General features: G+C 63.2%; 15 protein-coding genes and 1 pseudogene. 4 read left to right on the top strand and 12 right to left on the bottom strand.

The features are described 5' to 3' along the window. Nucleotides 1–44 precede the first annotated feature (44 nt). The 3 genes from FB467_RS00075 to FB467_RS00085 all read right to left on the bottom strand — a co-directional run bounded on the left by FB467_RS00075 (nt 45) and on the right by FB467_RS00085 (nt 5,364). Nucleotides 45–3,695 (bottom strand): bifunctional glycosyltransferase/CDP-glycerol:glycerophosphate glycerophosphotransferase, encoded by a 3,651-nt coding sequence (locus tag FB467_RS00075; protein ID WP_141783273.1) that lies wholly within the window; start codon nt 3,693–3,695, stop codon nt 45–47. 4 nt (nt 3,696–3,699) lie between these two features. Continuing rightward, nucleotides 3,700–4,104, bottom strand: coding sequence for a glycerol-3-phosphate cytidylyltransferase (gene tagD / locus FB467_RS00080; RefSeq protein ID WP_141786379.1), 405 nt, complete (start codon nt 4,102–4,104; stop codon nt 3,700–3,702). 63 nt (nt 4,105–4,167) lie between these two features. Continuing rightward, nucleotides 4,168–5,364, bottom strand: coding sequence for a CDP-glycerol glycerophosphotransferase family protein (locus FB467_RS00085; RefSeq protein ID WP_170230468.1), 1,197 nt, complete (start codon nt 5,362–5,364; stop codon nt 4,168–4,170). 235 nt (nt 5,365–5,599) lie between these two features. Between FB467_RS00085 and FB467_RS00090 the strand changes: the two genes are divergently transcribed. Next, entirely contained in the window at nt 5,600–5,890 is a 291-nt protein-coding gene (locus FB467_RS00090) for a hypothetical protein (protein WP_153390447.1), read from the top strand. Between the two features lie 47 nt (nt 5,891–5,937). Here FB467_RS00090 and wecB read toward each other — a convergent pair. Beyond that, nucleotides 5,938–7,017 (bottom strand): annotated as a pseudogene (wecB, locus tag FB467_RS00095) (non-hydrolyzing UDP-N-acetylglucosamine 2-epimerase); the annotation flags it as partial. 13 nt (nt 7,018–7,030) lie between these two features. Beyond that, on the bottom strand, nt 7,031–8,335 hold the full coding sequence (locus tag FB467_RS00100) for an ISL3 family transposase (RefSeq protein WP_141783270.1): 1,305 nt from the start codon (nt 8,333–8,335) through the stop codon (nt 7,031–7,033). A gap of 166 nt (nt 8,336–8,501) precedes the next feature. Between FB467_RS00100 and FB467_RS00105 the strand changes: the two genes are divergently transcribed. Continuing rightward, nucleotides 8,502–9,281, top strand: a complete 780-nt coding sequence (locus FB467_RS00105; protein ID WP_141783275.1) for a polysaccharide pyruvyl transferase family protein — start codon at nt 8,502–8,504, stop codon at nt 9,279–9,281. Between the two features lie 372 nt (nt 9,282–9,653). Here FB467_RS00105 and FB467_RS00110 read toward each other — a convergent pair whose 3' ends face one another. The 5 genes from FB467_RS00110 to FB467_RS00130 form a co-directional block, all read right to left on the bottom strand. Beyond that, nucleotides 9,654–10,475, bottom strand: coding sequence for a DUF6270 domain-containing protein (locus FB467_RS00110; protein ID WP_141783276.1), 822 nt, complete (start codon nt 10,473–10,475; stop codon nt 9,654–9,656). Beyond that, a complete protein-coding gene (locus tag FB467_RS00115; protein WP_141783277.1) occupies nt 10,472–11,341 on the bottom strand; it encodes an ABC transporter ATP-binding protein in 870 nt (289 codons plus the stop codon). The genes FB467_RS00110 and FB467_RS00115 overlap by 4 nt, the downstream gene beginning before the upstream one ends. Further along, nucleotides 11,325–12,173, bottom strand: coding sequence for an ABC transporter permease (locus FB467_RS00120; protein ID WP_141783278.1), 849 nt, complete (start codon nt 12,171–12,173; stop codon nt 11,325–11,327). Before FB467_RS00120 ends, FB467_RS00115 begins: the two co-directional genes overlap by 17 nt. After that, on the bottom strand, nt 12,170–13,603 hold the full coding sequence (locus tag FB467_RS00125) for a glycosyltransferase family 4 protein (protein WP_170230470.1): 1,434 nt from the start codon (nt 13,601–13,603) through the stop codon (nt 12,170–12,172). Before FB467_RS00125 ends, FB467_RS00120 begins: the two co-directional genes overlap by 4 nt. Before the next feature lie 257 nt (nt 13,604–13,860). After that, nucleotides 13,861–15,105: a glycosyltransferase family 4 protein gene (locus FB467_RS00130; RefSeq protein WP_141783280.1), complete on the bottom strand. Its 1,245-nt coding sequence runs from the start codon at nt 15,103–15,105 to the stop codon at nt 13,861–13,863. A gap of 459 nt (nt 15,106–15,564) precedes the next feature. Between FB467_RS00130 and FB467_RS00135 the strand changes: the two genes are divergently transcribed. Then, nucleotides 15,565–16,038: an FAD synthase family protein gene (locus tag FB467_RS00135; RefSeq protein ID WP_228393312.1), complete on the top strand. Its 474-nt coding sequence runs from the start codon at nt 15,565–15,567 to the stop codon at nt 16,036–16,038. A 309-nt stretch (nt 16,039–16,347) separates the two neighbouring features. Then, the gene (locus FB467_RS00140) at nt 16,348–18,096 is read left to right on the top strand and encodes a cell wall-binding repeat-containing protein (protein WP_170230472.1); all 1,749 of its coding nucleotides are present in this window, start codon (nt 16,348–16,350) and stop codon (nt 18,094–18,096) included. A gap of 63 nt (nt 18,097–18,159) precedes the next feature. Here the strand turns inward: FB467_RS00140 and FB467_RS00145 are convergent, their stop codons facing one another. Together FB467_RS00145 and FB467_RS00150 are read right to left on the bottom strand one after the other, a co-directional pair. Beyond that, nucleotides 18,160–22,209 (bottom strand): fibrinogen-like YCDxxxxGGGW domain-containing protein, encoded by a 4,050-nt coding sequence (locus tag FB467_RS00145; RefSeq protein ID WP_141783282.1) that lies wholly within the window; start codon nt 22,207–22,209, stop codon nt 18,160–18,162. A gap of 88 nt (nt 22,210–22,297) precedes the next feature. Beyond that, nucleotides 22,298–23,608: an O-antigen ligase family protein gene (locus FB467_RS00150; protein WP_141783283.1), complete on the bottom strand. Its 1,311-nt coding sequence runs from the start codon at nt 23,606–23,608 to the stop codon at nt 22,298–22,300. Between the last annotated feature and the right edge of the window lie 67 nt (nt 23,609–23,675).

A 23,675-nucleotide genomic window follows, 5' to 3' on the forward strand; every position in this document is an offset into this window, starting at 1 on the left:
TCCGTTCGTCAAGTACACTGGTTTCGGGACAACCAAATATGATTCTACTTGGACCTATTGGGATCCGAGATTGTATTCAGAATAGCGTCAACTGCGCGTGAGCTCGCGCTACCGTCGTCCCATGAGACAAATTCTTTTGCCAACGCGTCGTACTGTGAACCATACTTTGCCTTGAAGGTATCAAGGCGTGCGAGTTCCGAAACCAGATCGGGCACGTTTTGCACGAGCGGACCAGCAAGAACATCTTGAAATTCCATGTACATGCCACGATTCGCGAGATACTCGTCCAGGTCGGGAGCGAAGTAGACAATAGGATTACCGGTGCACAGGTAGTCGAACATGATCGACGAATAGTCTGTGACCAATACATCCGAAGCAATCATCAGTTCGTTCACGTCTGGATACGACGTCACGTCGATGACACGCGACCCGCCCTCCCTCCGCGCGACCCCAGCACGAAGGTTGAACGAGTGTCCGCGAACGAGGACCGTGGTGTTCTCACCTATCTGTTCAGCGAGGTCCTCTGGATCAAAGAATTCAACCATAGGGCTCGAATAACCATTCGCCCCAACATCACGCCAAGTAGGTGCGTACAGCACCGCGCGACTTCCCTCAGTTATCCCGACATTCGCTCGAAGTCGAGCCTTTTCCTCCGGGGTTGAATTCACGAGCCGGTCGTTACGGGGATACCCGATCTCCAGGATCTTCCCATCGTAATAGAATTCACGGCTCGCGATAGACGTGAAGAACTTGTTAGGCGAGATCAGTGCGTCCCACTCGCTCGCCTCCCTACGCGCGCGGGCAGCTTTACCAGCAGCCCAACGGGACTCTTGCTCTATTTCCGAGCGACCGATGAACTTCAACGGAGTCCCGTGCCAGGTCTGCAAATAGTACTGGAAGGCGCGGTCACCGTAGGAGTCGATGCCACCGTAGTTGTTCACGACAACTCGTGCCGTAGATAGCAGTTCAAACCACTCAGATGTACCTCTGACCAGCTTCCGTGCGCCCAGCGGCACATCAATCGAGGTGTCAGTAACGGCCCAAAAATACTCGAACGGGAGATTGCGGCTCCTCATCTCCTGAAGAATTGCAAGGCCCGAATCTCCCGCGGGCCCTCCCATATTCACAGAGAACACGGCCGCCTCACGCGGAGTGACGTCATCGTCCCCCAACTCGCGCCATGCGTTGCGCATGCGGTCATGGTTATACCGTCCACGCTCATGAACGGTGAGTGGGGCTTTGATCCCTAGTGAGAACTCCAGCGTATCTGAGAGGACGTGCAGGCGCCCGTGACAAAGAGACCCTGTCCATTCAAGCGGCAGAGCGGACTGGAGGAGCGCAGTGGAGGAGCGTACTCGCTGCTTGCAGTGAGTTCCGTCTGCATGCCACAGTCGAATTCTATACTCCCCAGGCTTCCATGCGGCCGTATTGCCGAAGCGATCCTTCACCTCTAGATTCGCCCGAATTTCAAATCTGCCGTTTTCCAGGTTTATAAATTCGCAATGACGGACCTTGTTGCCATCGGCGTCCCAGAATTCTCCCTTATGTTCCATTGTGTCGTCGCCGAAGTTGATTCCCGCCAGGATGAGTCTATTTGCTTCGAAACGCGCTTCGCCTACTTCAAATAGACAGCACTTGTCAATAAGCAACAACTCTTGGGCAGAATTATTGCGTACCTCCCACCCGGCTGATTCGGTTGGTAGGCTGCTTGAGTCGGTGGCGCAAGAGGGGTATAAAGTGCTGCCATCATCCAGAGTTACCGAAGGCCGCCAAGCGTTTAGATTTCCGCCCGCTTCGCCACGATGCGCCATGTCGTGGGTATCAAATTGAACGCGAAGCCCACCATGCTTGCCCGTTCCGAGCAATTTACCGCGGACCTCGGACGAATCCCACAAGCGCGTCATCGCGGCACCCGTAATTCTTTCTTCCGTGGGTGAGAGTTCGATGTCGATGAGGTCATCATGCACTCTAACCTCGAGCACTTCTGCGCGAGGCGGGAGGGTAACGAAAGCAAGAGGTTTACCCCACGGCTGCCACGAAAACATTCCGTGATGCGCTGGGCCGACGCAGGTACTGACTCCGGCACGGATGGCCCCGCCACGCCAGTAGCCAGAGGCAACAGATTCCCAGGAGCGCCCGCGATATTGCACTTTCACCCACACATCCCAACGTTGAGTGGATGCTAGGAGGACGTCTCCGAATATGGAATCTAGGGACTGGTCGATCCGGAATCCACACTCCGTGCGATCGGCTAATCCGGACCCCCAGTAGCCATTGGCTTCAGGGGATGGGAAGGGTTGCGGCTCCAGCGAAACAGTCGCTCTCTCATCATTACGCAAATACACTTCGATTGTCGCTTCCTGAGGGTCTGGCACGTACTCGAGGAACGCGAAGCCGGTCATTTGCATCCTTCCCCCGGCGACCCTTGCGTCAGTAATGCATTGCCGGAGATAGACGTAGCGTTCCATCGACGCATCGTCGCCCGGTGCGAGGACTCCCAGCAACCTGGGATCCCAATCAATGTCGGCAACGAGGCCTGCATCGCCTGCGATAATCGGAATCTCGTGGAATCGGTTTCTGACTTCTCCCGCGTTGGTCTCTGCCTCGCTTGGATCACCGAAAAGCTGGGTAAGGTACAGCACTCTTCTGTCGAGGGCGAGTCGATCCTTCGTCTCTCGGGACGCGAGTCCCCAATACTTTTTTAGGCTACGCATGTAGATCGCATCAAAGTCTTTCGCCCTCCCTAGGTAAGGAGAGTATACCGGCAGATCTCCCTCTAGGGCCTTGAATACAATCGTTTGCACTTCTTTGCCGGGTGCGCCGAGGCCGAGCCGTAGATCTAGAATCCTGTCAACCATTTCCATCTTGTCGCGGAGATTGTTAACCTCGCCGCGCTTTTGGGTGATAGAAGTCTTATCTTCTCGTTCGCGATAAAGATATGTAGTGTCGAGCACGACATCGATCGATCGGGCCGCAGAGAACGCCTGCGCCATGGGTAGCATATCTTCGTAAAGCTTACCCTCGGGAAAGGTTATCTTTGATCGCCGGAAAAAGTTCCTCCGGAATACTTTATTCCAAGCAGTGGTGTCGAATAGCAACTCCGGATGGCTCTCAAGGGTAACTGCCCTTGCGACCTTATGATCCTGACCCAGGGTGCCAAAATTATCTCGTCGGTGGCTGTAGGTCTGATTCCAGGCCTGCCACCGTCGTCCTCCCTGGAAGCGCTGTACGTTTCCGGTAGAAATATCTGATCCTGTTATTTCCAGGGACTCGACCAGGAGGCGGAATGCGTCTTTGGGGACGATGTCGTCCGAGTCTACAAAGGAGAGGTATTTTCCGGTCGCAAGCTTTGCGCCATTATTCCGCGCATTGGAGAGCCCGCCATTGACCTGATGTAAGACCTTTATACGATCGTCTTCTCGCTTCCAGGCATCGCACATCGCGCCGCAAGAGTCAGGCGAACCATCGTCTACCAGAATGATCTCGAGGTTCCGGTAAGACTGCTCGACGATTGATTCAATGCATGGATTGAGGTACTCCTCTACCTTGTAGACCGGAACTACAACCGATAGCAGAATCTGATCTTTTTCAGTTCGCCGTGCATAAAGTTCACGACGGACACCCTCCGGAACTACCTGCCTCCACACCTTCTTGAGTGGCTTCAGGAGCGAGGGGGGCAAATTCTCGAGCATCATGCTCTCAGTTATCTCCTCTGTTGTTCTTGTGCAGATCTACTTTGATCCGGGTCGAGGAAATGTCGGGGGTTCTTGGTAGGTAAACCACCTCGCAATGCTCTTCCAAGAAGTCGAACTTGCCTTCCCAGTCGTCACCGATCACAAAGGTGTCGATGTTGTAACGCGCAACGTCATGCGTCTTCTGCTCCCATGTGCGCTCCGGGATGACGAGGTCCACGAACCGCACCGCCTCGAGCATCCGCCGGCGTTGCTCCCAGGAGTAGTAGCAGCGCTTGCCCTTGCCCTCGTTGAACTCGTCGGTGGAGAGTGCCACCACCAGGTAGTCGCCGAGCGCTCGCGCACGTCGGAGCAGTTCGATGTGCCCGTAGTGGAGCAGGTCGTACGTGCCGTAGGTGATTACTCGCTGCATTCTGTGCCTTTCGTGGTCGTCGGGACTCCCCGTCGCTGTGCGTTCATCCAATGTTCAGGGTACCTAGAGGTTCTTGTCATCCTGCTGCGCGGTACGTGACCCGACTGTGCCGCGCATCGCATCGACGATCATTCCTCTGAGGTGGGCGATGCTCTCCCGAGCGCTGTTCACCTCATGGACAGGGCCCTGATCCGCATCGAGTGCGGTGCGAACGAGATCGATGATTTGGTCCTGGTTCCTGGACATCAGCAGACCGAGGTCCTCCGGCCATCGGCCGTAGAAGCCTCGCTCGACATCGCGGTACCACTCGAGATCGGGAGCGTGGACGAGCATCGGCTTCCCCGTCAGCCGGTAGTCGAAGAAGATGCTCGAGTAGTCAGTGACGAGCACGTCGCTGGCGAGCATGAGGTCCTCGACGTGCGGGTACGCGCTCACATCGATCACTCCCGGCCCCTCTGCCCGGAGTCCGTTCATGTGGTGGCTCCGCACGAGCACCCGGGCACCCGTCTCCGCCGCCAGCCTCTCCGGATCCATCAGGGCGCGCAGCGACTCCTCCCCCGAGGCCCGGCGCATCCTCTCGCGCCACGTCGGTGCGTACAACACCACCCTGTCGTCTGCGGGTATCCCCAGCTCGTTCCTCACGCGGGCACGGCCGCGGTCCCCCTGCGCCAGGCGGACGTTGCATGGCTGCTCGCCGAGATGGACCGGACCGTCGTACTGCAGAGCTGACCGCAGCCGGCGCTCCGCCTCCCCGTCCTGCGCCAGTAGCAGGTCCCACTCCCCCGCCTGCCGCCGGATGAGGCGTCGATATACCAGAGGCGTGAAGCTGGGTGGGGCGTCGTGGATGAGCCTCTTGATCGGCGTCCCGTGCCAGGTCTGCACGACCATCTGCCCGGGCAGCTTCGAGAACCAATGCGGGAAGTTGTTGTTCGTGATCAGGACCTGGGAGGTGCGCAGTGCCGAGAACCATGCCTCGGTGCCCGCGACCACCGGCGTCGCGCCGGGAGGCACCGGAACGGTCCCGTCCACCACGGACCACCATAGGGGAGCTCCTGTGTCCCCTTGGAGAGCGTCGAGGATCGCTCGAGGGTTTCCACCGGAGGACTTCCCGTTGAACGATTCGAAGAAGACGCCTGGCCGCAGCGGTCCGAAGTCCTTCCCGATCAGCCGGCTCCTGCCGGCACGGGTGCGCTCTCTCCTCGACAGCGGCGGGCCCAGGGTGATCCCGAGCGCACCGCCTTTCTGCGGGGTGAGGCGCACGCTGCGGCACGCCCCCTCGACGTAGTGCTCGCCCTTTCGCAGCTCTCGTCCCGCACGCGCCCATCCCCCGGGCCCGTCGTCGTCTCCGAGTGACCACCGCACGAAATACCCGTCGGAGAGGAATGATCCGTCGGAGAGATCGAGGTCAGCGCTCCAGCGCCCTCCCTCGCTCTCCCGCGCCGACAGGCACGCCGCGCTCTCCGCGACGCCGCAACGACGTATTCGGGGTGAATTCGTGCCCGACACGGTCGATGCGCGATGGGAGGCGGGTCCGAGGAACACCATCGCGATCATCCAGAACCGTCATGACCGCATCTTCTACGAGAATCAGTTCCTGCCCTTCGCCGAGCGCCATGCCGCGAGCGATGCGGTCTTCCATCTGCTGCGCGACGACGGCGAGGGCCACCGGCATGTTCCGCGTCCCGAGCTCGAGCGGGTGATCACCGCCGTCGCGGCCGCGCCCCCGCTCCGGGAGGCGCTGCGCGATCTCGGGTTCCGCACCGGGGTGCCGGCCGACGATAGCTGACAGACCCGGCGCCCACGCGCGGCCCCCGGTGCCGGGCGTTCAGCCCTTCAGGCGCGGAAGTCCGTAGGCCGCGTCTCGGCACCGAGGAACTTCCACCGGATCGCCTCCACCGTGCGCTCCGCGGCCCTGCCGTCGCCGTAGGGGTTCACGGCGTTCGCCATCCCGGAGTAGGCCTCCTCTGAGTCCAGGAGCAGGGAGACCTCGTCGACGAGGCGCTGCGGATGGGTGCCGATGAGCTTCACCGTGCCGGCGATGACGGCTTCCGGGCGCTCGGTGTTCTCACGCATTACCAGGACCGGCTTGCCGAGGCTGGGCGCCTCCTCCTGCACCCCGCCCGAGTCGGTGAGCACGACGTGGGCGAGGCTGAGCGCCCGCGTGAACTCGGCATAGGCGAGCGGCTCGATGAGCAGGACGGTCTCCACGCCGTCGACGGCCGGACGGATCGCCGCACGGACCTTGGGGTTGCGGTGGATCGGGAAGACCACGGTGAGATCGGGGTACTTCCTCGCGATCTCCGCGATGGCGCGGCCGATGCCCTCCATCGCGGATCCCAGGTTCTCGCGGCGATGCGCCGTCACGAGCAGGAGCCTCCCCGCGGTGCCCGCCAGGTGGGCCTGCTGCAGCGCCTCGAGCCGCTCGTCCTCGAAGCGGACCGCGAGGTGCTCCGTGGCGTACATGAGCGTGTCGACGACGGAGTTGCCGGTGACCACGATGTCGTTCTCGCTGACGTCCTCGCGCGTCAGGTTCGACTTCGAGGTCTCGGTGGGCGCCAGGTGCAGCGCCGCGATCTGGCTGGTGAGCTTGCGGTTGGCCTCCTCCGGGAACGGGGAGTCGATATGTCCCGAGCGGAGGCCCGCCTCCAGGTGGACCACCGGGACGCGGCGGTTGAAGGCAGCGATCGCCGCTCCCATCACCGTCGAGGTGTCGCCCTGGACGAGGACGACGTCGGGCTGCTCCTGCTCCAGGATCCCGTCGACGCCGGTGATTACCTTGCCCACGATCGAGTTGAGCGTCTGGTCCCCTGCCATGATGTCGAGGTCGTGGTCAGGCGTGATCTCGAACAGAGAATTCACCTGATCGAGCATCTCCCGATGCTGTCCCGTCACCACGATGACGTTCTCCATATCCGGCTCTTCGCATTCAAGGGTGTAGTTGGGGTCTGAATCCGCCGGCCTCGAGGAGTGCGCGTGCGATGTAGTTGGTGAGGTTGCGGAACCCGAGGGCGGAGCCCCTCAGGTGCTCGAGGCGGCCATTGATCGCTTCTGTAGGCCCATTCGATGTGCGGGGACGGTCGAAGTAGGCCAGGACGTCCTCGGCGCGGCGGGTCAGGGTGCGTCCGAGCCTGCGCAGCTCGCTCAGACCGGCCGGGACGCCCTGGCGGACGGCATCGATCACCGACTGCATCTGCTCGCGGCCCTGGCTGCGGTCGGGTTCGCGGTAGGCGGCGACCATTCGCTGGTAGATGCCCCAGGTCGCCTCGACCGCGACGTGCTGCTCGACCGCGAAGAGCGCCTCAAGGCGGGCTTGCTGCTTGTCGGTGAGCAGGTCAGCGCCGGTGTGCAGGGTCCGCCGGGCCGAGTACAGCGGGTCGCCCTTGCGGCCTCGGTGCCCGCAGGTCTCCTGCTGGACTCGGCGACGACAGTCGTCCATCGCCTCCCCGGCCAGCTGGACTACGTGAAACGGATCCATCACGCTGACCGCCTCGGGCAGCTCTTCGGTGGTGGCGGTCTTGAAGCCACTGAAACCATCCATGGCCACCACCTGCACCCCGTCGCGCCAGGTCTGTTCCCGCTCGTCCAGCCAGGTCTTGAACGCTTTCTTCGAGCGGCCCTCGACCATGTCCAGCAGCCGCGCCGGCCCAGTCCCGTCACGGACCGGGGTCAGGTCGATGATCACCGTGATGAACTTGTCCCCGCGACGGGTGTGACGCCAACAATGCTCATCGACCCCGAGGACCTCGACCCCGTCCAGACGGGCCGGATCGTCGATCAGCAGCCGGTGTCCTTCGGCCAGGACAGCATCGTTGGCGGTGTGCCACGCCACGCCCAGCCCCTCGGCGACGCGAGCCATGGACAGGTGCTGGACCACGATGCCGACCAGGGCCCAGGCCAGCCCGCCCCGGGAGATCTTCGCCCGTGGCTCGGCCGCGGCGGTGGTGTCCTGACGCCACACGTGACCGCACTCGGAGCACCGGTACCGGCGCACCGTGACCAGCAGGGTGGTGGGACGCCACCCGAACGGCGCGTGCGCGAGCCGACGGACGACGGTGTCCCTGGCCACGCCCTGGCAGCCGCACCGGCGGCACCAGTCGTCGGGGTCCACGACCCGACACTTCAAGACGGCGCGGTCGGGCTCGAGCAGCTGGCCGGTCGCCTCCAGGCCGAGCTCGTCCAGGCGGGTGAAGGTGGTCAGGTCGGGGCAGGCGAAGGTAGTAGCGTCAGGCACGTCGAGGTCTTTCGGATGGGCGGTGTGAGAACTCCCATCATCGGAAGACCTCGACCCTCATCCAGCGAGCGACGCGCGGACGACCGTTACACCCTCAACTGCGAAGAGCCACCAATCTCTTTAGACTCGTGCGCGGTCCCTCGATTTCGATTAGATAGGAAACCTCGTGATTCACCACTCCAACCCAATAAAGCTCCACTGGTGGGACCATGTCCCCAATTTCGGCGACGTTCTTTCACCCTGGCTCGCCAAGAAGATGAGTGGCCGCGAGGTCGAGTTCGCTCCCCGCGGGGAACCTGCCGTGGTGTCGATCGGATCCATCCTGAGCCACGTCTCGGACGGGTGTGTCGTGTGGGGGACGGGATCCTTCGGGACGGAGACCCCGAAGGAGATCGCCAAGGACGCTGAATATCGCGCTGTCAGAGGTCCGCTGACGCGAAACCGACTGGAGATCGCGAAGGTCGATTGCCCACGCGTCTTTGGCGACCCTGCCCTGCTCGTTGCCGACTATTACCACCCTGACATCGAGCCACTTCATGAGGTCGGAGTCGTCCTTCGCTGGTCCGAGTCCAACCGATTCAACAAGCTCGGAGGTGGCGAAGCAGAGGGCATCAAGAAGATCATTCTGCGGAATGACGACATCAAGAAGACTCTCGATGAAATGCTTTCTTGCCGACGTATTGTATCTTCTTCCCTGCATGGCCTGGTTATAGCCGACGCGTACGGCATTCCCAACGCTTGGCTCCACTCCAAGACGCCGAAAGGTGGAGAATTCAAGTACTGGGACTACCTCCTCAGCGTCGAGAAGCCACGCCACCCCACGGTGGTGCGCTTAACCCGTCCGGGGATCACTGCTCAGTCACTCATCGACGAGTTGCCGTTCGACGACCGTCCTATCAAGATCGATCTTGAGGCGCTGAGGGCTGCCTGCCCCTTCACGGAGTGAACCCAGCCGCACCTTTCGTTCTGCTCCGGTGTTCAGCCTGGATCCGCCGAGCGGGGTTCGGGAAATCGTTGAGAGTTGTTGAGAGGGATTGAACCGTCCCGGGTTCTCTGCCGCTACTTTGTGGGTGCAGGCTCTCGGGTGAGGGCCTTGTGGTGAAGCTGATCTGAGGGGCTCTGCGCGGACGGAGAGCCCCCTCAGATCACCCCATTGACACCGGCGATTGACGCCCATCGAATACGAGGCCGTCATGACCACACCAGCCACTCAGGCTGCGTGACTAACCACTGTCACCTGACCGTGCAGCAGTCCCATGATCTCGCTCGGGTCGCTAGCGATGAAGGACACGGGCGCCACCTCCGGTCGACCCACAGGTCAGCGGGCGCACCCAGGTTCATGGCCTCGGCCCACGCCGCCCCTGCGGATCTGTGCTCTGCAGTTGGGGGGACCCCACGCCGCCCGGCCACTGGCGGCCCCCGTGAGTTGCTTCACTATGCGCAGGTACACGTCCTCGGTGTAATGGAACGGCGCTACGCCCCAGGGGTGGGTCGGCCCAGACGACACCTGTGATGCCGGGATCCGGATTGCCCGGGCGCCGAGCGCCTTCTCGGCAAACTTGGCATAGCGACGGAACAGCCTGTTCCCCTTCCGTGCGTTGATCCCGAAGCTCGCGGGTGTGGGTTCGCCGGACGAGGACGATGCAGCCCACGGAATGTCGAGCAGGACCACCTCCGCATCGGGGAGAAGTCGCTGGATCAGGTCGCTGGTCCATGTGATGGATCGCTGCCACCGTTGGTAGTGCTCCAACTCCCCGAAGGCGACGTGGCGGCTGCCCACGGGAAGCATTTCCTCGCCCCCCGCCCGGATGAGCTCCACCGATCGGGTCACCACCGAGTCGTCGGGCAGGACATAGAAACCGAGTCGCTCGTCGACGAGATCGATCATGATCAAGTCGATCCTGTCGGCATGCCGCGTCAACTCCCGCTCCAGGTTGGACGCGAAGTCACCGGTCACCATGCGCTGCTGGAACTTCGATTCGAGGGCTGGGTGCTTGATGAGTTGGACGGCCGGTGTCGCAGCACTCACCGCCGACTGGCGAGCGACGTAATGCACCAGTTGATGGGTCGCGGGGTCGATGTGCTCAAAGGTGTCGCGGGAGACGCAGGACCCCCAGATGAACACTCCGGTCTTGCTCACCCCTGCTCCTTGACTGCCGTGCGGCGTCGTGAGCGTCTGTCGGTCACCGGCGAGCCCCGCAGCGCCTCGGCCAGCAGCCGGTCGGCCACCTCGGTCTCCCCCTGGGCGATGTTCCACGCCCACCAACGATAGGCGCGGGCCGTCTCGACCGCAGGTCCGTCATGCACGATGATGCCGTCGTTCACCCAGATCGCCCGGCTGCACGTCTCTTCGACCGTCTTTCCCGAGTGTGTCACTAAGAGGACGGTGCCGGCCCGCTCACGGATCTCCTCCATCCGTCGCTCGGCCCGCTCTCGGGACGCGTCGTCGCCGGTGGCCAGCGCCTCATCGATGAGCAGGATCTCCGGCTCGGCCGCGGTGGCGATCGCGAAACGTAGGCGGGCACCCATGCCGGAGGAGTACGTCTTCATCGGTCGGTGGATCGCCCGCCCCAGGTCGGCCTGCTCGGTGATCTTGACGATCGTCCGCTGCAACTGCTCGGGGGTGAATCCCATCGCCAGCAGCCCAAGCCGCGCGTTGTCCAAGCCCGAGAGCTCGGGCTGGAGCGCGGCGTTGACCCCGAGCAGGACCGGGGTGGACGTGGTGGTGACTGAGCCCGAGGTGGGCACGTCCAGCCCGGCGATGAGGCGCAGCAGGGTGCTCTTGCCCGACCCATTGCGCCCGATCACCCCGATGGCCTCGCCGGAGTGGGTGGTGAACGAGACACCCTTGAGTGCCTCCAGCGGGACCTTGGGCCGCCAGCCGACGCGCGTCATGGCCCCCTTGACGGGCCCGAGGTCCTGCTCGGCCTCGAGGCTGGGCACCTGGAAGGTCCGGGTCACCGCCTCCACCACGACGGTGGGGTAGGCCTCACCGCTCCTGCCCATAGCTCGCCTCCTGCCGCCAGAAGTAGTAGTAGGCCATCAGCGGCGACAGGGCCGCCCACAACAACATGATCAGCCAGTGGCGCAGCGGGGGCACCGTGTCATAGATCAGCAGGTCGCGCGACATGTCCAGGACGAGGTACATCGGGTTGGCCTGCAGGGCCCACAGCCAGAATCCCTCGTTGACGAAGCGGGTGATGGAGTACATAACACCCGAGGCGTAGAACCAGAGTCGGGCGATGAAGGCGACGAAGAACCTCAGGTCGGGGAGCTCGAAACCCAGCCGTGCGGCATACAGCGCCACACTGGTGTTGAAGAGGACCTGGAGGGCGAAGACTCCGGGGAAGAGCAACCAGGTGGCCGAGATCGGGTTCTCTTCCGAGACCAGCACGATAAGGACCAGCATCGTCGCCAGCACCGGCGCCATCGAGATCGTCTCGCGGGTGATCACCGACAGGGGGATTGAGGCGCGGGGGAAGGAGAAGCTTTGCAGCATGTTCCTGCTGGTCAGCATGCTGGTCACCCCGGTGTTGGTGACCCGCAGCGTGAACGAGAACAGGAAGACCCCGATGAGCAGGTAGGCCGGGAAGTTGTCGATGCCCCGGTCAGTCCGCAGGATCAACGCGAAGACGACGTAGTAGATCATCCCGTCGAGGATCGGGCGGCCCACGAGCCAGAGGTTCCCGAGCAGGTAGTCCCGGTTCCCGGAGAACGCCCTGGCTCGGGACTCGGCGTAGATGAAGTGCCGCCGCTGCCACAACTGCCGGGTGTAGTCCTGCAGCGAGGGACGGCCACCGACGGGGCGCAGGGGCGGGTGCTCGACGGTTTGGGTCACGGGCGGGCGACCTCGCGATACGCGTGCCGGTAGGTCTCGACCAACCGGGGCCACGTGCGGGAGGTGGCCGTATGCCGTGCCGCCCCGCCGAGGGTGTCGCGCAGGGCGGGTTGGTCGGCCAGCCGCACCAGGGCAGCCGCCAGGTCGGTGCTCGAGTCGGGCCTCATCACCAGGCCATTCTGCCCGTCTCGGACCAGTTCGGTGAGCGCCGGCAGGTCGGTGACGACCACGGGCTTGCCTGCGCCCATCGCCTCGACCAGCTTGAGGGGCGGCACCAGACGGGTCACGTCGTGGTCCATCCGCGGCAGCGCCACGGCGTCGAACCGGCTCAACCACTGCCTCGCCCCGTCGCGGGACACCCGCCCTGGCATCTCGACGGCCCCCTCCAGGCCGAGCCGCTGCGCCTGCGCGGCTAGGGCAGGCCAGGCCAGCCCGTCACCGACGATGGCCAGCCGGACGTCGCTGCCCGACGCCCGGGCCTCTGCCACAGCGCTGACCAGAGTCGACAGGCCCTCGTAGTGCACCACGGCGCCGACGTAGCCGACCCACATCCCCTCCGTAGGAAGGCCCGCCAGCCTGCGCTGGGCCGCGGCGTCGGACGGCAGATCCAGGACGCTCTCGTCGATGCCGTTGGGGACCAGGGAGATCCTGTCGCGGCTGACCCCCCGCTCGACGAGGTCCTCGAGCATCGGGCTGGAAATGGTGATGACGTGGTCGGCGGCCGCCGCGACCTCAGCCTCTTTGGCGCGCCACTGCAGGAATCGGGAGCTCCCATACGGGTCCGGATCACCGGCGTGTCGGCGGGTCGAGGCCCAGGTGCGCTCGAGTTGACCCCGAACCTCATGCACCCACGGGAGGCTGAGCGCCGCCGCGGCGGCCTGGGCTGCGAGCGCGTTCGGGTAGTGCGTCGTCGAGTGCAGGTGCGTGGCGCGGTGGGCGGCGGCCACCGCGATCAAGTCCCGCGCCCACTGGTCGACCCGCTCTGCCTCGCCGGCGGCGAGGGGCCACGGCATACTGCGCCGGTAGTCGATGCCGTCGAGGCTGTCCACCGGGCCTGACTGCACCTTCCCGATCGTCGCCGGGTATCCTGGCCGGGTCAGCGCCGTCGCCGCGATCCCGGCCCGCTGCTGGGCCTGCAGGATGTCGTGGGTGCGCAGGGTGTAGCCCGACCGGGTGTGTGGCAACGAGTTTGTCAGCACGTGCAGCACCCGCGGTGGGCCGTCGGCCTGCCATGTCCGCTCCGCCCGGGGGACGGGACGTCCGCCCGGTGCGAGCGCTTCCAGGTCGCCCTTCACGCCCCGCAACTGTCGGCTGCCGTCGTGCTGCGTCAGAGCAGCCGCGGCGGCCTCCAGGTCGCCCGTGAGCCAGGCCCAGCGGGCTCGGTTGCGTACTTGGTCCGGGTCCGGCGGTAGCCCCGCATGCAGCGCCAAGGCACCCGTCAGGCGACCTTGGCGGGCCCCGGTGAGGGCTTCCCTTGCGCGTTCAGGGTCGTCCAACATCAGGTGACCCAGGGCTGCGAGGGTCCGCGATCGTCGAAGCCGCACGGCGGCTCCTCCGACAGCAGTCCTCGCGGAGGAGGGCAACTTGCGCCCCGCCTGGACGACGAACCACGCTGGGTCGCTGCGGGCCAACGTCCAGGTCGCGGTGGCGACGGCTCCAGTGTGTCGGAGACGACCCGCGAGCGGCCTCACCGCCTCGCTCCCGCGAGAGCATGGAGCACTTCCAGATAGATCTGGGCGCTGCGCTCCTCGTCGGCGTTCTCCTGCACCCACCGCGCCATGCGCTCGCGGTCGGGACGGGCTGGCAGGTTGTGGGCCAGATCGATCCACTCCTTCGCCAACGCCTCGTCGTCGCCCGGCGCCGTTGCGAACCCGGCACCGGTCGCATTGATGATGTCGGCGGCTTCCCCGCCCACCGAGCCCGAGACGTGCATGCCCATCGCGAGCGCCTCGTGCAACTTCGAGGGCACCGTCCAGGTCAGCGCCCGCCACTCTTTCAGCATGATGAGGAAGGTATCTGCCCATCGGTAATGCTCGTGGATCGTGGTGCGGGGTTGAGAGCCGTGGACGCTGACCGGGACCCCGAGCTCCTCGGCTCGCTGGTGCACGGCTGCCTTGCCCGCACCCGTGCCGATGACCCGCATCGAGACCTGCACCCTGGCGTCCTGCACCCTGCGCAGCGCGCGCACGGCCGTCTCCAGGCCCTGAGCGCGGCCGACGGTGCCGACATAGGTGATCCGCAGCTCGCCGTCGGCGTCCCTGGGCTCGTGGTGTTCGTAGTTTGGCACCGGGTGGGCGGCGTTGCGGATCACCTCCACATGCCGCACGCCCCTGCCCTGCAGCACCTCGGCGAAGCTGGCCGTCGTCGTCACCACGCAGTCGGCCGACAACTGCAGACGGGTCAGGAAGCGGGATGCCCCGCGGGCGATCAGGTGCTTGACCCTGGCGCGTCTCCGCTCCTCCTGCCCGTCCCAGCGGTTGACCGCAGCGAGCAGGTCAGGCCAGGCATCCCGCAACTCCATGACGACGGGCTTGCGCAGTGTCGTCGCCACCACTCTCGCCGCCAGGAGGGTGGGCAGTCCCGGGGCGGTAGCGACGACAACATCGGGATCGAGGGCCCTGCGCTCCCGGAGCACCCTGACGACCGTGTCCACCGCCGTGATGAGTTGGTCGGTCAGGTTGGAGCCCACCGTGCCCTTCGTGGGGCGGAATCGGACCCGGTGGATGATCTCCCCATGCTGGCCCGTCTCGGCACTGCCCGGCACGATGTGCTCGTGGCCCTCCAACATCCGGCCCCGGGGGTAGTGCGGCGGTGGTGCGACGACGTCGACATGGTGCCCTGCCTTGGTGAACTCACGGACCAGCGCCGACCATCGCAGCTGGGGTGGGCCAGTCTCCGGGTCGTAGTAGTGGGTGAGGAGCAGAATGCGCATGTCGACGCTTCCTTTCCCCGACCGAGACCAACTGGCAGCGCCAGGCAGGTGGACTACCACTCACGCGCCAGGCAGTCTAGCCACCGGTTGCCCCACAGGGCGATCACCTGAGGCTGAGGTGTCGACCAACGAGTAGGTTGCGCACGAGCGTTCCCCCTTCGATCCCGCTGTTCACCTCTACGGCGGACCACCTCGCTTCCCCCGAGGGCTGCTAGGCAATGCTCGTCTGCACCTCAACCACCGCCAGCGTGAGGAAGTCACGACGACCAAGGCCGTCGGCGCCCCACACCTTGAATCGGAGCCGACACCGGGCTCTTCCCTGGTTGGACGGCGACAACTGGACCCGACCCGCGGCAAGGCTCTGCCACGCTCCAATGGGGTCATGGAAGGTTGCGATCTTCGTAAAGATTCTGTAAAGTGTGCGACTGACGACGTACACATTCACGCGAGGGAGGGCCAGTGACTGGCGTCCAGGAGCAGTTCCCCACAACCGGACTCGTCCGCGGCTATGCCCCCGGCGTCTTCGACATGTTCCACGTAGGACACCTCAACGTGATCAACCGGGCCCGACCTCACTGCGATGAGTTGATCGTGGGCGTCGTCTCTGACGAGGTTGTGGAGGCCATCAAGGGCCGCCCTCCCGTGATCCCCCTGTCCGAGCGCATGGAGGTCGTAGCTGCGATACGAGGCGTCGACCGGGTGGTGGTGGACGTGCATAGCGACAAGTTCGACTCGTGGCGGGAGTTGCGATTCGACGTCATCTTCAAGGGTGATGACTGGCGCGGAACCACCAAGGGATCCAAACTCGAAGGCGACCTCGCAACGGTCGGCGCTTGGGTACACTACTTCCCTTACACTGTCCACACATCCAGCACTCTCCTGAGACGCACACTCCACTCCAGCCTTGATACGCCTGCCGCAGAAGCGATCTAGTAGTCAACTTTTTCGTCCGCAGATATCCACGGAGACTTCTGTAAACTTCTCTGAGAGCAAGTTCAAGACTTTCTGACCAAGCACTCATTTCTTCTCCTAATCGAAAGCCGACCCGCCCGGTCGAATGCATACTGGGGCCTTCGCCCCCGTTTAGGAGATCCCACCGTGCGACGTTCTTCTTGCGCGGTCGTCGGCGCTGCCGCGCTTCTGTGCACACCGATGACTGCTTTGTCCGGATCAGCTAGCCCCCAGGTGCCGGCCGGGTACGTAAGCACTCCACCCTCGCTCGGACCGAACAGCATTGAGGCAGTGCGTGTATCTGGTGATGACCGCTATGATACGGCGGCCCGGATTGCCGAGAACTGGGGTGGCGCTGCGCCGACGGTCTTCCTGGCCAGCGGTGCGGACTACCCGGATGCAATGGCCGCCGCCGCTAGCGCAGGGCTCTCGTCGGCGCCAGTGCTTCTGACCAAGCCCAACGAACTTCCCGACGCGACACACATGGCCCTATCGAACATCCAGCCGCAAGTCATCATCCTCGTTGGAGGCACTTCCTCGGTCTCGGAGGAGGTCGAGCACGAACTCGATGGGCTGGCAGGCAAGGTCCAGCGAGTTTCAGGCAAAAACCGGTATGGGACTGCTGCCGAATTGGCTATCCGTCAATCTTCCGGCTCGAACAAGATCTTCCTCGCCAGCGGTCAAGACTACGCTGACGCCCTCGCTGCCGCCGCTCTGGCCGCACACGAGGGGGCTCCATTGTTGCTGACGAAACAGACACACTTGCCGGCTGCAACAAAGGCAGCACTTGATGAACTAGAAGGTCATCAGTTAGTCGTTGTTGGAGGCACCAGCGCAGTCACCAACGCGGTCGCTAAGCAGGCCGCGGCACACACCAAGTCCGGGACACACACACGCCTGGCAGGTTCAGATAGGTACGGTACCGCTGCGGCTGTCGCCCAAGAGTTTAAAGACGCCGGCACTGAGTCCTTCGTGGCATCTGGTGTCGCATTCCCGGATGCTCTGGTCGGGGCAGCTTGGTCCAGTAAGCAGGGCTCTCCCGTCGTTCTCACACCCCCCGACCGAGTAGCAGATGGCACCGAGGAAGCTCTCCTGCAGCAAGATCCATCCAAAATCTACGTGCTGGGCGGACCTGCCAGCGTGACCGACCTGACAGTACAAGAGCTCGTCGAGATCGTCGACGCTCCTCCAGCGGCTACTCCGCCTGGAGAGCTCCCGGGTTGGGGAGCCCCAGCCTGGCAGGACGAATTTGAGGGCACGCAAGTGGACACAGCCAAGTGGTACGTGCGGGATCAGACCTACCTGTCCTACGACTATGGCTACATCGTGGATGACGCAGTCTCCGTTGCTGACGGCAAGCTGCGAATCCGAGTGGACGAACTGGACACACCGATTGTGAAGGGCGACCGGACGCGGCACTGGTCCACCGGCTACCTGGACAGCATTGGTCTCCATGAGGCTGATTATGGGCGCTGGGAGATCCGCGCCAAGATCCCCACGACGGAAGGGAACAGCCGTGGCGTTTGGCCTGCATTCTGGTTACGCAACGTGGGTAACGTTGGGGAAATCGATGTCCTGGAGGCCTGGGGAGACCCACCGATCCAGCATGACAACCCGAACCTGACGGAGACGTCGCGGTTCACTCTGCATGAGTCGACCAACGGTGGCATGCGAACCAAGGGGTGGTATTACGAGCACCAGCTGTGGCCAGGTCAAGCTCCGTATGACACCGCGTCCACGGGCTACCACACCTGGGCCGTCGAGTACACGCCCGATTACCTCAAGGCCTACCTTGATGGACAGCTGGCGGCCCACGTGGTTCCAGATGGCGAGCTCATCAGCGGGACCAGCGCCGACTATTCGTGGGTGTGGGGTCCGACGTTTGTCAACGAGCCATGGGCCATGCGGCTGAATGTTCAAATGGGCGACGATTACAGTACGCCCGGCCTCCAGCCCAACCCCTACTCCGAAGTTCCGGCAGACTTTCTCGTTGACTATGTCCGATTCTGGGACTACACCTCAGGCGTTGACGGGAACTAACCACGTGGAGGTGTTCGGCCCTCCGGTTGGGGAGGGCCGAACACTGTCGGTCCATTTTCGAAGTTAGACTTCACGTGCTTCCGTTAGCGTCAGGTCGAAGCTGAGGTTCGGTGTGGACCGGTAGTTCAGGTGCGTCTCCACCGCGATCGTATTCGTACCGTCCTGCAACAACCCGAGCGGAACCTCCACCACGAGCCGATCGTTCAAGGCCGCCGACGTCGAGATCGCCTGATTTGCATACGTGTCGTGGCCAACCGGACCCGGATCAAGCCGAAGCCGCCCGACCTCAGTGCCATTCACGTACACCACAGCCCCATCATCAGCCACCGCCGACAACTCCAGCGCGTGCACCGACAACGCATCCTCAAGCTCAAACTCAGACCGGAAGTACGCCGCCCGAGCACGCTCGCTCGGCACACCAGGATCAATATTCGTCACGATCCCAGCCGAACCCCAACCCAACGGAGCCGCACCACTCTCCCAGCCCGAGTCATCAAACTCCGCACCAGCCCAACCCTCACCCGGAGCCGCCGACTCATACCAAACCGACCACTCCGAACCCGCCGACACCAACTCACCCGGCTCTTCCGGATCCGCAGGGTCCTCCGGCTCTTCCGGATCCGCAGGGTCCTCCGGCTCTTCCGGATCCGCAGGTGGATCCACCGGATCACGAGGATCGCCCAACTCCGCCACTGCACTCAGGTCGAAGCTGAGGTTCGGTGTGGACCGGTAGTTCAGGTGCGTCTCCACCGCGATCGTATTCGTACCGTCCTGCAACAACCCGAGCGGAACCTCCACCACGAGCCGATCGTTCAAGGCCGCCGACGTCGAGATCGCCTGATTTGCATACGTGTCGTGGCCAACCGGACCCGGATCAAGCCGAAGCCGCCCGACCTCAGTGCCATTCACGTACACCACAGCCCCATCATCAGCCACCGCCGACAACTCCAGCGCGTGCACCGACAACGCATCCTCAAGCTCAAACTCAGACCGGAAGTACGCCGCCCGAGCACGCTCGCTCGGCACACCAGGATCGATATTCGTCACGATCCCAGCCGAACCCCAACCCAACGGAGCCGCACCACTCTCCCAGCCCGAGTCATCAAACTCCGCACCAGCCCAACCCTCACCCGGAGCCGCCGACTCATACCAAACCGACCACTCCGAACCCGCCGACACCAACTCACCCGGCTCTTCCGGATCCGCAGGGTCCTCCGGCTCTTCCGGATCCGCAGGTGGATCCACCGGATCACGAGGATCGCCCAACTCCGCCACTGCACTCAGGTCGAAGCTGAGGTTCGGTGTGGACCGGTAGTTCAGGTGCGTCTCCACCGCGATCGTATTCGTACCGTCCTGCAACAACCCGAGCGGAACCTCCACCACGAGCCGATCGTTCAAGGCCGCCGACGTCGAGATCGCCTGATTTGCATACGTGTCGTGGCCAACCGGACCCGGATCAAGCCGAAGCCGCCCGACCTCAGTGCCATTCACGTACACCACAGCCCCATCATCAGCCACCGCCGACAACTCCAGCGCGTGCACCGACAACGCATCCTCAAGCTCAAACTCAGACCGGAAGTACGCCGCCCGAGCACGCTCGCTCGGCACACCAGGATCAATATTCGTCACGATCCCAGCCGAACCCCAACCCAACGGAGCCGCACCACTCTCCCAGCCCGAGTCATCAAACTCCGCACCAGCCCAACCCTCACCCGGAGCCGCCGACTCATACCAAACCGACCACTCCGAACCCGCCGACACCAACTCCTCGGGAACCGCCGGGATGTCATCAAGGGCGTATACGGCCGAACTGGCCGAGCGGTTTCCCGCGTCGTCGACCGCACGGACAAAGAATCTGTCGTCGCCTCCGCGTGACACCGTCGCACTGGGGGTGTTACTGAGCCCAACCACTCGGTCGTCACGCAAAATCTCATAGCGGACCGACCCGCTGGCATCGCTCGAACCGGACCAAGCTAACGACACCGAAGCGTCGTCCATGGAGGTGGCTGACACATTTGTCACCGTGGACGGGGCCTCATGGTCCCTCATCGGAAAGCGAGTAAACCCTCCAGCCCACTGGCTCTGGGTTGGGCCGTACCGAACGCCGGTGAAGTCCCCACCGTTCCAAAGTGTCCCGTCATCGGCCACGAAGAGCGCCCAACTGCCCGCGTTGTTGCTCTGCAGGAACGGCGGATTGAACTCTGGAATAAAGTCCCCTGTATTCGCATCCCAAGCACCCACCCATTGGATCTTGTCGATCTGAGTCCAGGAACTGTCAGGCGAAGGCCACTTGTAAGCGTCCTGGTAGGACCAACTTGAGCAGTGGCAGCCTCCGTACACGACCTCGCCATCAGTATCGATAGCTTGGAAGTCTCCCCCAATGCCAAGCGTAATGCTCCCAGAGAGACGCTCGAAGGTGTCTGTCGAGTACGAGAAGAGTGAGTGCTCCGATCCTCCGACGAACACCCGATCGCCAACGGCATGGATCGCCTGCTGGTATCCGGACCGGTCCGAGTTACTCCACACCGTCGTCCATTGGGGCGTTGCGAGAGGAGCGCCCGCGCTCATCTGAACAGCGGCCGCCTTGTTGGCATAATCTCCCTGGGAGGTGGTGAAGTATCCAGCCGCGTACATACGGCTATCGCTTGGTGCCGCGTCCACGGCCACCAATGTCCCGTCGAACTCTGGGTTCCAGTTCCCATCTGGTGCCCCCGTCCGCCAATTCACCCGCGCCGCGTGACGGGCGTACACCTGTGTCCCCCCATTGTTTAGGTGGGTGAAACTACCCCCGAGGTACACATAATCCCCGGCGACAGACAGACTGCGGACCGAAAGGACACCCGTGCTCAGGTTGTTCTGGATCTCGAGGTTCCACGAACTCACCGTGTTGCCTGTTGCTGGGTCCAAGAGGACCGTGCCAAGCGCTGGCTGACCATTGACGACGGTGAAGTCACCAGCCGCGAGGACGTTGCCATTCGGAAGAACCTCTACTGCTTTGACCTGGTTGTTGAACGTCGGGGTGAACGCGCGGACGAAGTCTCCCGAACTTTCGTCAAATGCCGCCAGCGCTGGCTGCAAGACCTTGTCATTGCCGGTGGCATTAGCACCGCGTTGCACATACTCGAAGTTGCCCGCCGCGTAGACGACACCATCGCCCTGCGCGAAGTCCTGCACTTCAGCGTTGCCTTCAGCAACACGCCCATTGAAGTGACTCGTCACGCCCCAGTACTGACGGGCAGCGAATGAACTGGCAACGGCTCGCACCTCATCTGCCTGCGTACCCGTGTCACCGATGGCCTCGTACCCGAGGTCATCCGTGAGCAACTTGGGCCGGACGTACACCTCAGCGTAGGGTCGCGGGGCCGACCCGTTGGAGAGCGCCGACCAGAGGAACGTCTGACTCGTGTTGCTACCGGTCTGCACATTGGACCCGTATGAGAAGCCTGAAGTCCAGGACTGCCCCGAAGCGAATTCCGACGTGACGCGCTGCATGCCGCTGTCGCGGCCGAAACTCGCGGTGGTCCCACCGTTGAACCACGAACCGCCATCAAAGCGATAGGAGGCTAGAGGATGAGAAGCCGACCGTGACCAAACCCATCGGTCGCGCTTGGCCGTGTAGCGGAACTGGACGTTCTGCCAGGAGGTCCCCTGTGCATTGGCCGCACGGAGTACACGGACTCCATCTTCCAGATCGCTGATCTTCGTGTTGTTCACGAGCTCATCGACGGTCTGCGCGGGCAACTGCACCGTGCTGAAGTAGGAAGGGGTCAACTCGCGCTCCAGCAGTTCGCTCGCACTACCTTGACCCTCGTAGAACTCCTGCCAGCCTTCACGTCCCTTGCCGACCAACACCCAGCCCCCGCCGTCCCACTCCTGGTCGCAGTAGAACTGCTGGGGGGCCTGGAGTGCCGGTGTCATGAGCCAGTAGGCACCGCTCGGTGCGGACGGATCTTCCTGCTTTACTTCCCAACACGAAGCGGCAGCTGTCGCTGGGCTGGCCCCGTCTCGTTCCGGAGCGGGCGTTGGCGCGGCTTGCGCCGCGGGCATCGGTTGGATGCCGGCAACAGCAACCATGAAGGCAACGACGAGCCCGAGTGCCTGGCGTAGGGCCACGACATCTCCAATCGGTCCAGGGGCAGCCTCGTGCCCGCACGAGAGCGGGATTAGATTGGTATTGACCCCGCCCATACTAATACTTGAACTAACGCTGACTGTACCAAGACGTTGCCGTCGTCGCTACCCCTCGGTGCCCCGCATTTCCCCCACCTTGATCCGCGGGTCCAACCGATACGCCGGCGGAGCCGCGGGCCAGCCGGACGAGGGGGTGCGCCCCCCCACCGCCGCCCTGGTTCGACGCTCGGGACGGTGGTCCGACCTCACGTCGCGGGAGGAGGACGGCCGCGAGCAGACTGATGTTGAGGCCAGTCATCATCCCGTAGAACAACGTCTCGACGAGGGTGGCCGCCACGATGCCCGTCAGGACGCTTCCAGCGAGGTCCAGGCGGCGCCATCCTCGGACCATGCAAAGAGTGAACCAACCCAAGAACAGGGCAGCCCCAACGAAGCCGTGCGAGAACAGCAGGGTCCAAAGCTGTCCCTGAGTGCCGAGAGCGGGCAACCACTCTTCTGCGGCTGGCCGTGGACCACCGTAGCCGAGCAGAGGTGAACTCGCTGTTCGTAGCACCGTCTCTACATAGAGGCTCGTTCGGTCCTCAGTCGAACTTCCGGTGTCCAATCGCTCATCAAGACGCTCGAACGCCCCCGAAACCCAGAAGCTCATGGCCAGCACGAGGATCGCGCCGCAGCCCAGCAGCACGCTTCCCATCCGCCCAGCGCGAAAGGCCTGGTAGAGCAAGTAGCCGCCCACTACAGCGAGCCCCACCATCATTCCCCTATTCAGGGTGAGCGTAGCTGGAATCACCGAGGCAGCGATCAGCAGTACCGTCGCAACACAACGCGGCCCACCCCTAGTGATCCATGCGTACAAACAGACGAAAGGGAAAACGACGGAGTAGACGTTACCCCAGGTGTTGGTGTAGAGGAATGGCGCGCTCGGACGAGGGTCGGTCTGTTCCCATGATGTGGGATTCCACTGAGTGGCGCGACGGAACACCATCTCCCTGACCATCTCGTTTGACTTGAGGCCTTCAGGAAGAATCCAACTAAGCGGCGTCTCGAAACTGAACAGGGGATGAAGCACACCGATCAACCCTCCGACTGTCATGACCAGCAAGAAGATAGTCATGACACCCGAGATGTATCGCAGCGTGAGGGAGCGTACTGCATTGAATGCATAAACCGCTATTACGGTGGCTGAAACGTAGAGGGCAAATCTGTACCCGAATGCGACGACCCTCCCGGTCGAGTCCAGTTGGCTCCCAGATGCTAGCACCCAAGCCAGAAATGCAATCCACAGCCCGAACCACCTCGGGAGCCTCACATCAGAGGTCCGCAGAAGAAGGGCCATCATGATTGATGCCGCGACAACCCAAATGAGGTCGCCGATCCCCAAGGCCCAAGCTACTGGGTAGCCGACGAATGGTAGCGCAAAGGGCCAGCTCGGAAGCTCACTGGCCCGG

The organism is Ornithinicoccus hortensis, from assembly GCF_006716185.1.
Classification (GTDB): Bacteria; Actinomycetota; Actinomycetes; order Actinomycetales; family Dermatophilaceae; genus Ornithinicoccus; species Ornithinicoccus hortensis.

Excerpts from the sequence above, each read along its gene's own strand:
- FB467_RS00075 (WP_141783273.1), bottom strand. The coding sequence starts at position 3,695 with ATGATGCTCGAGAATTTGCCCCCCTCGCTCCTGAAGCCACTCAAGAAG.
- tagD (WP_141786379.1), bottom strand. The coding sequence starts at position 4,104 with ATGCAGCGAGTAATCACCTACGGCACGTACGACCTGCTCCACTACGGG.
- FB467_RS00115 (WP_141783277.1), bottom strand. The coding sequence starts at position 11,341 with ATGGGCAGGAGCGGTGAGGCCTACCCCACCGTCGTGGTGGAGGCGGTG.
- FB467_RS00130 (WP_141783280.1), bottom strand. The coding sequence starts at position 15,105 with ATGCGCATTCTGCTCCTCACCCACTACTACGACCCGGAGACTGGCCCA.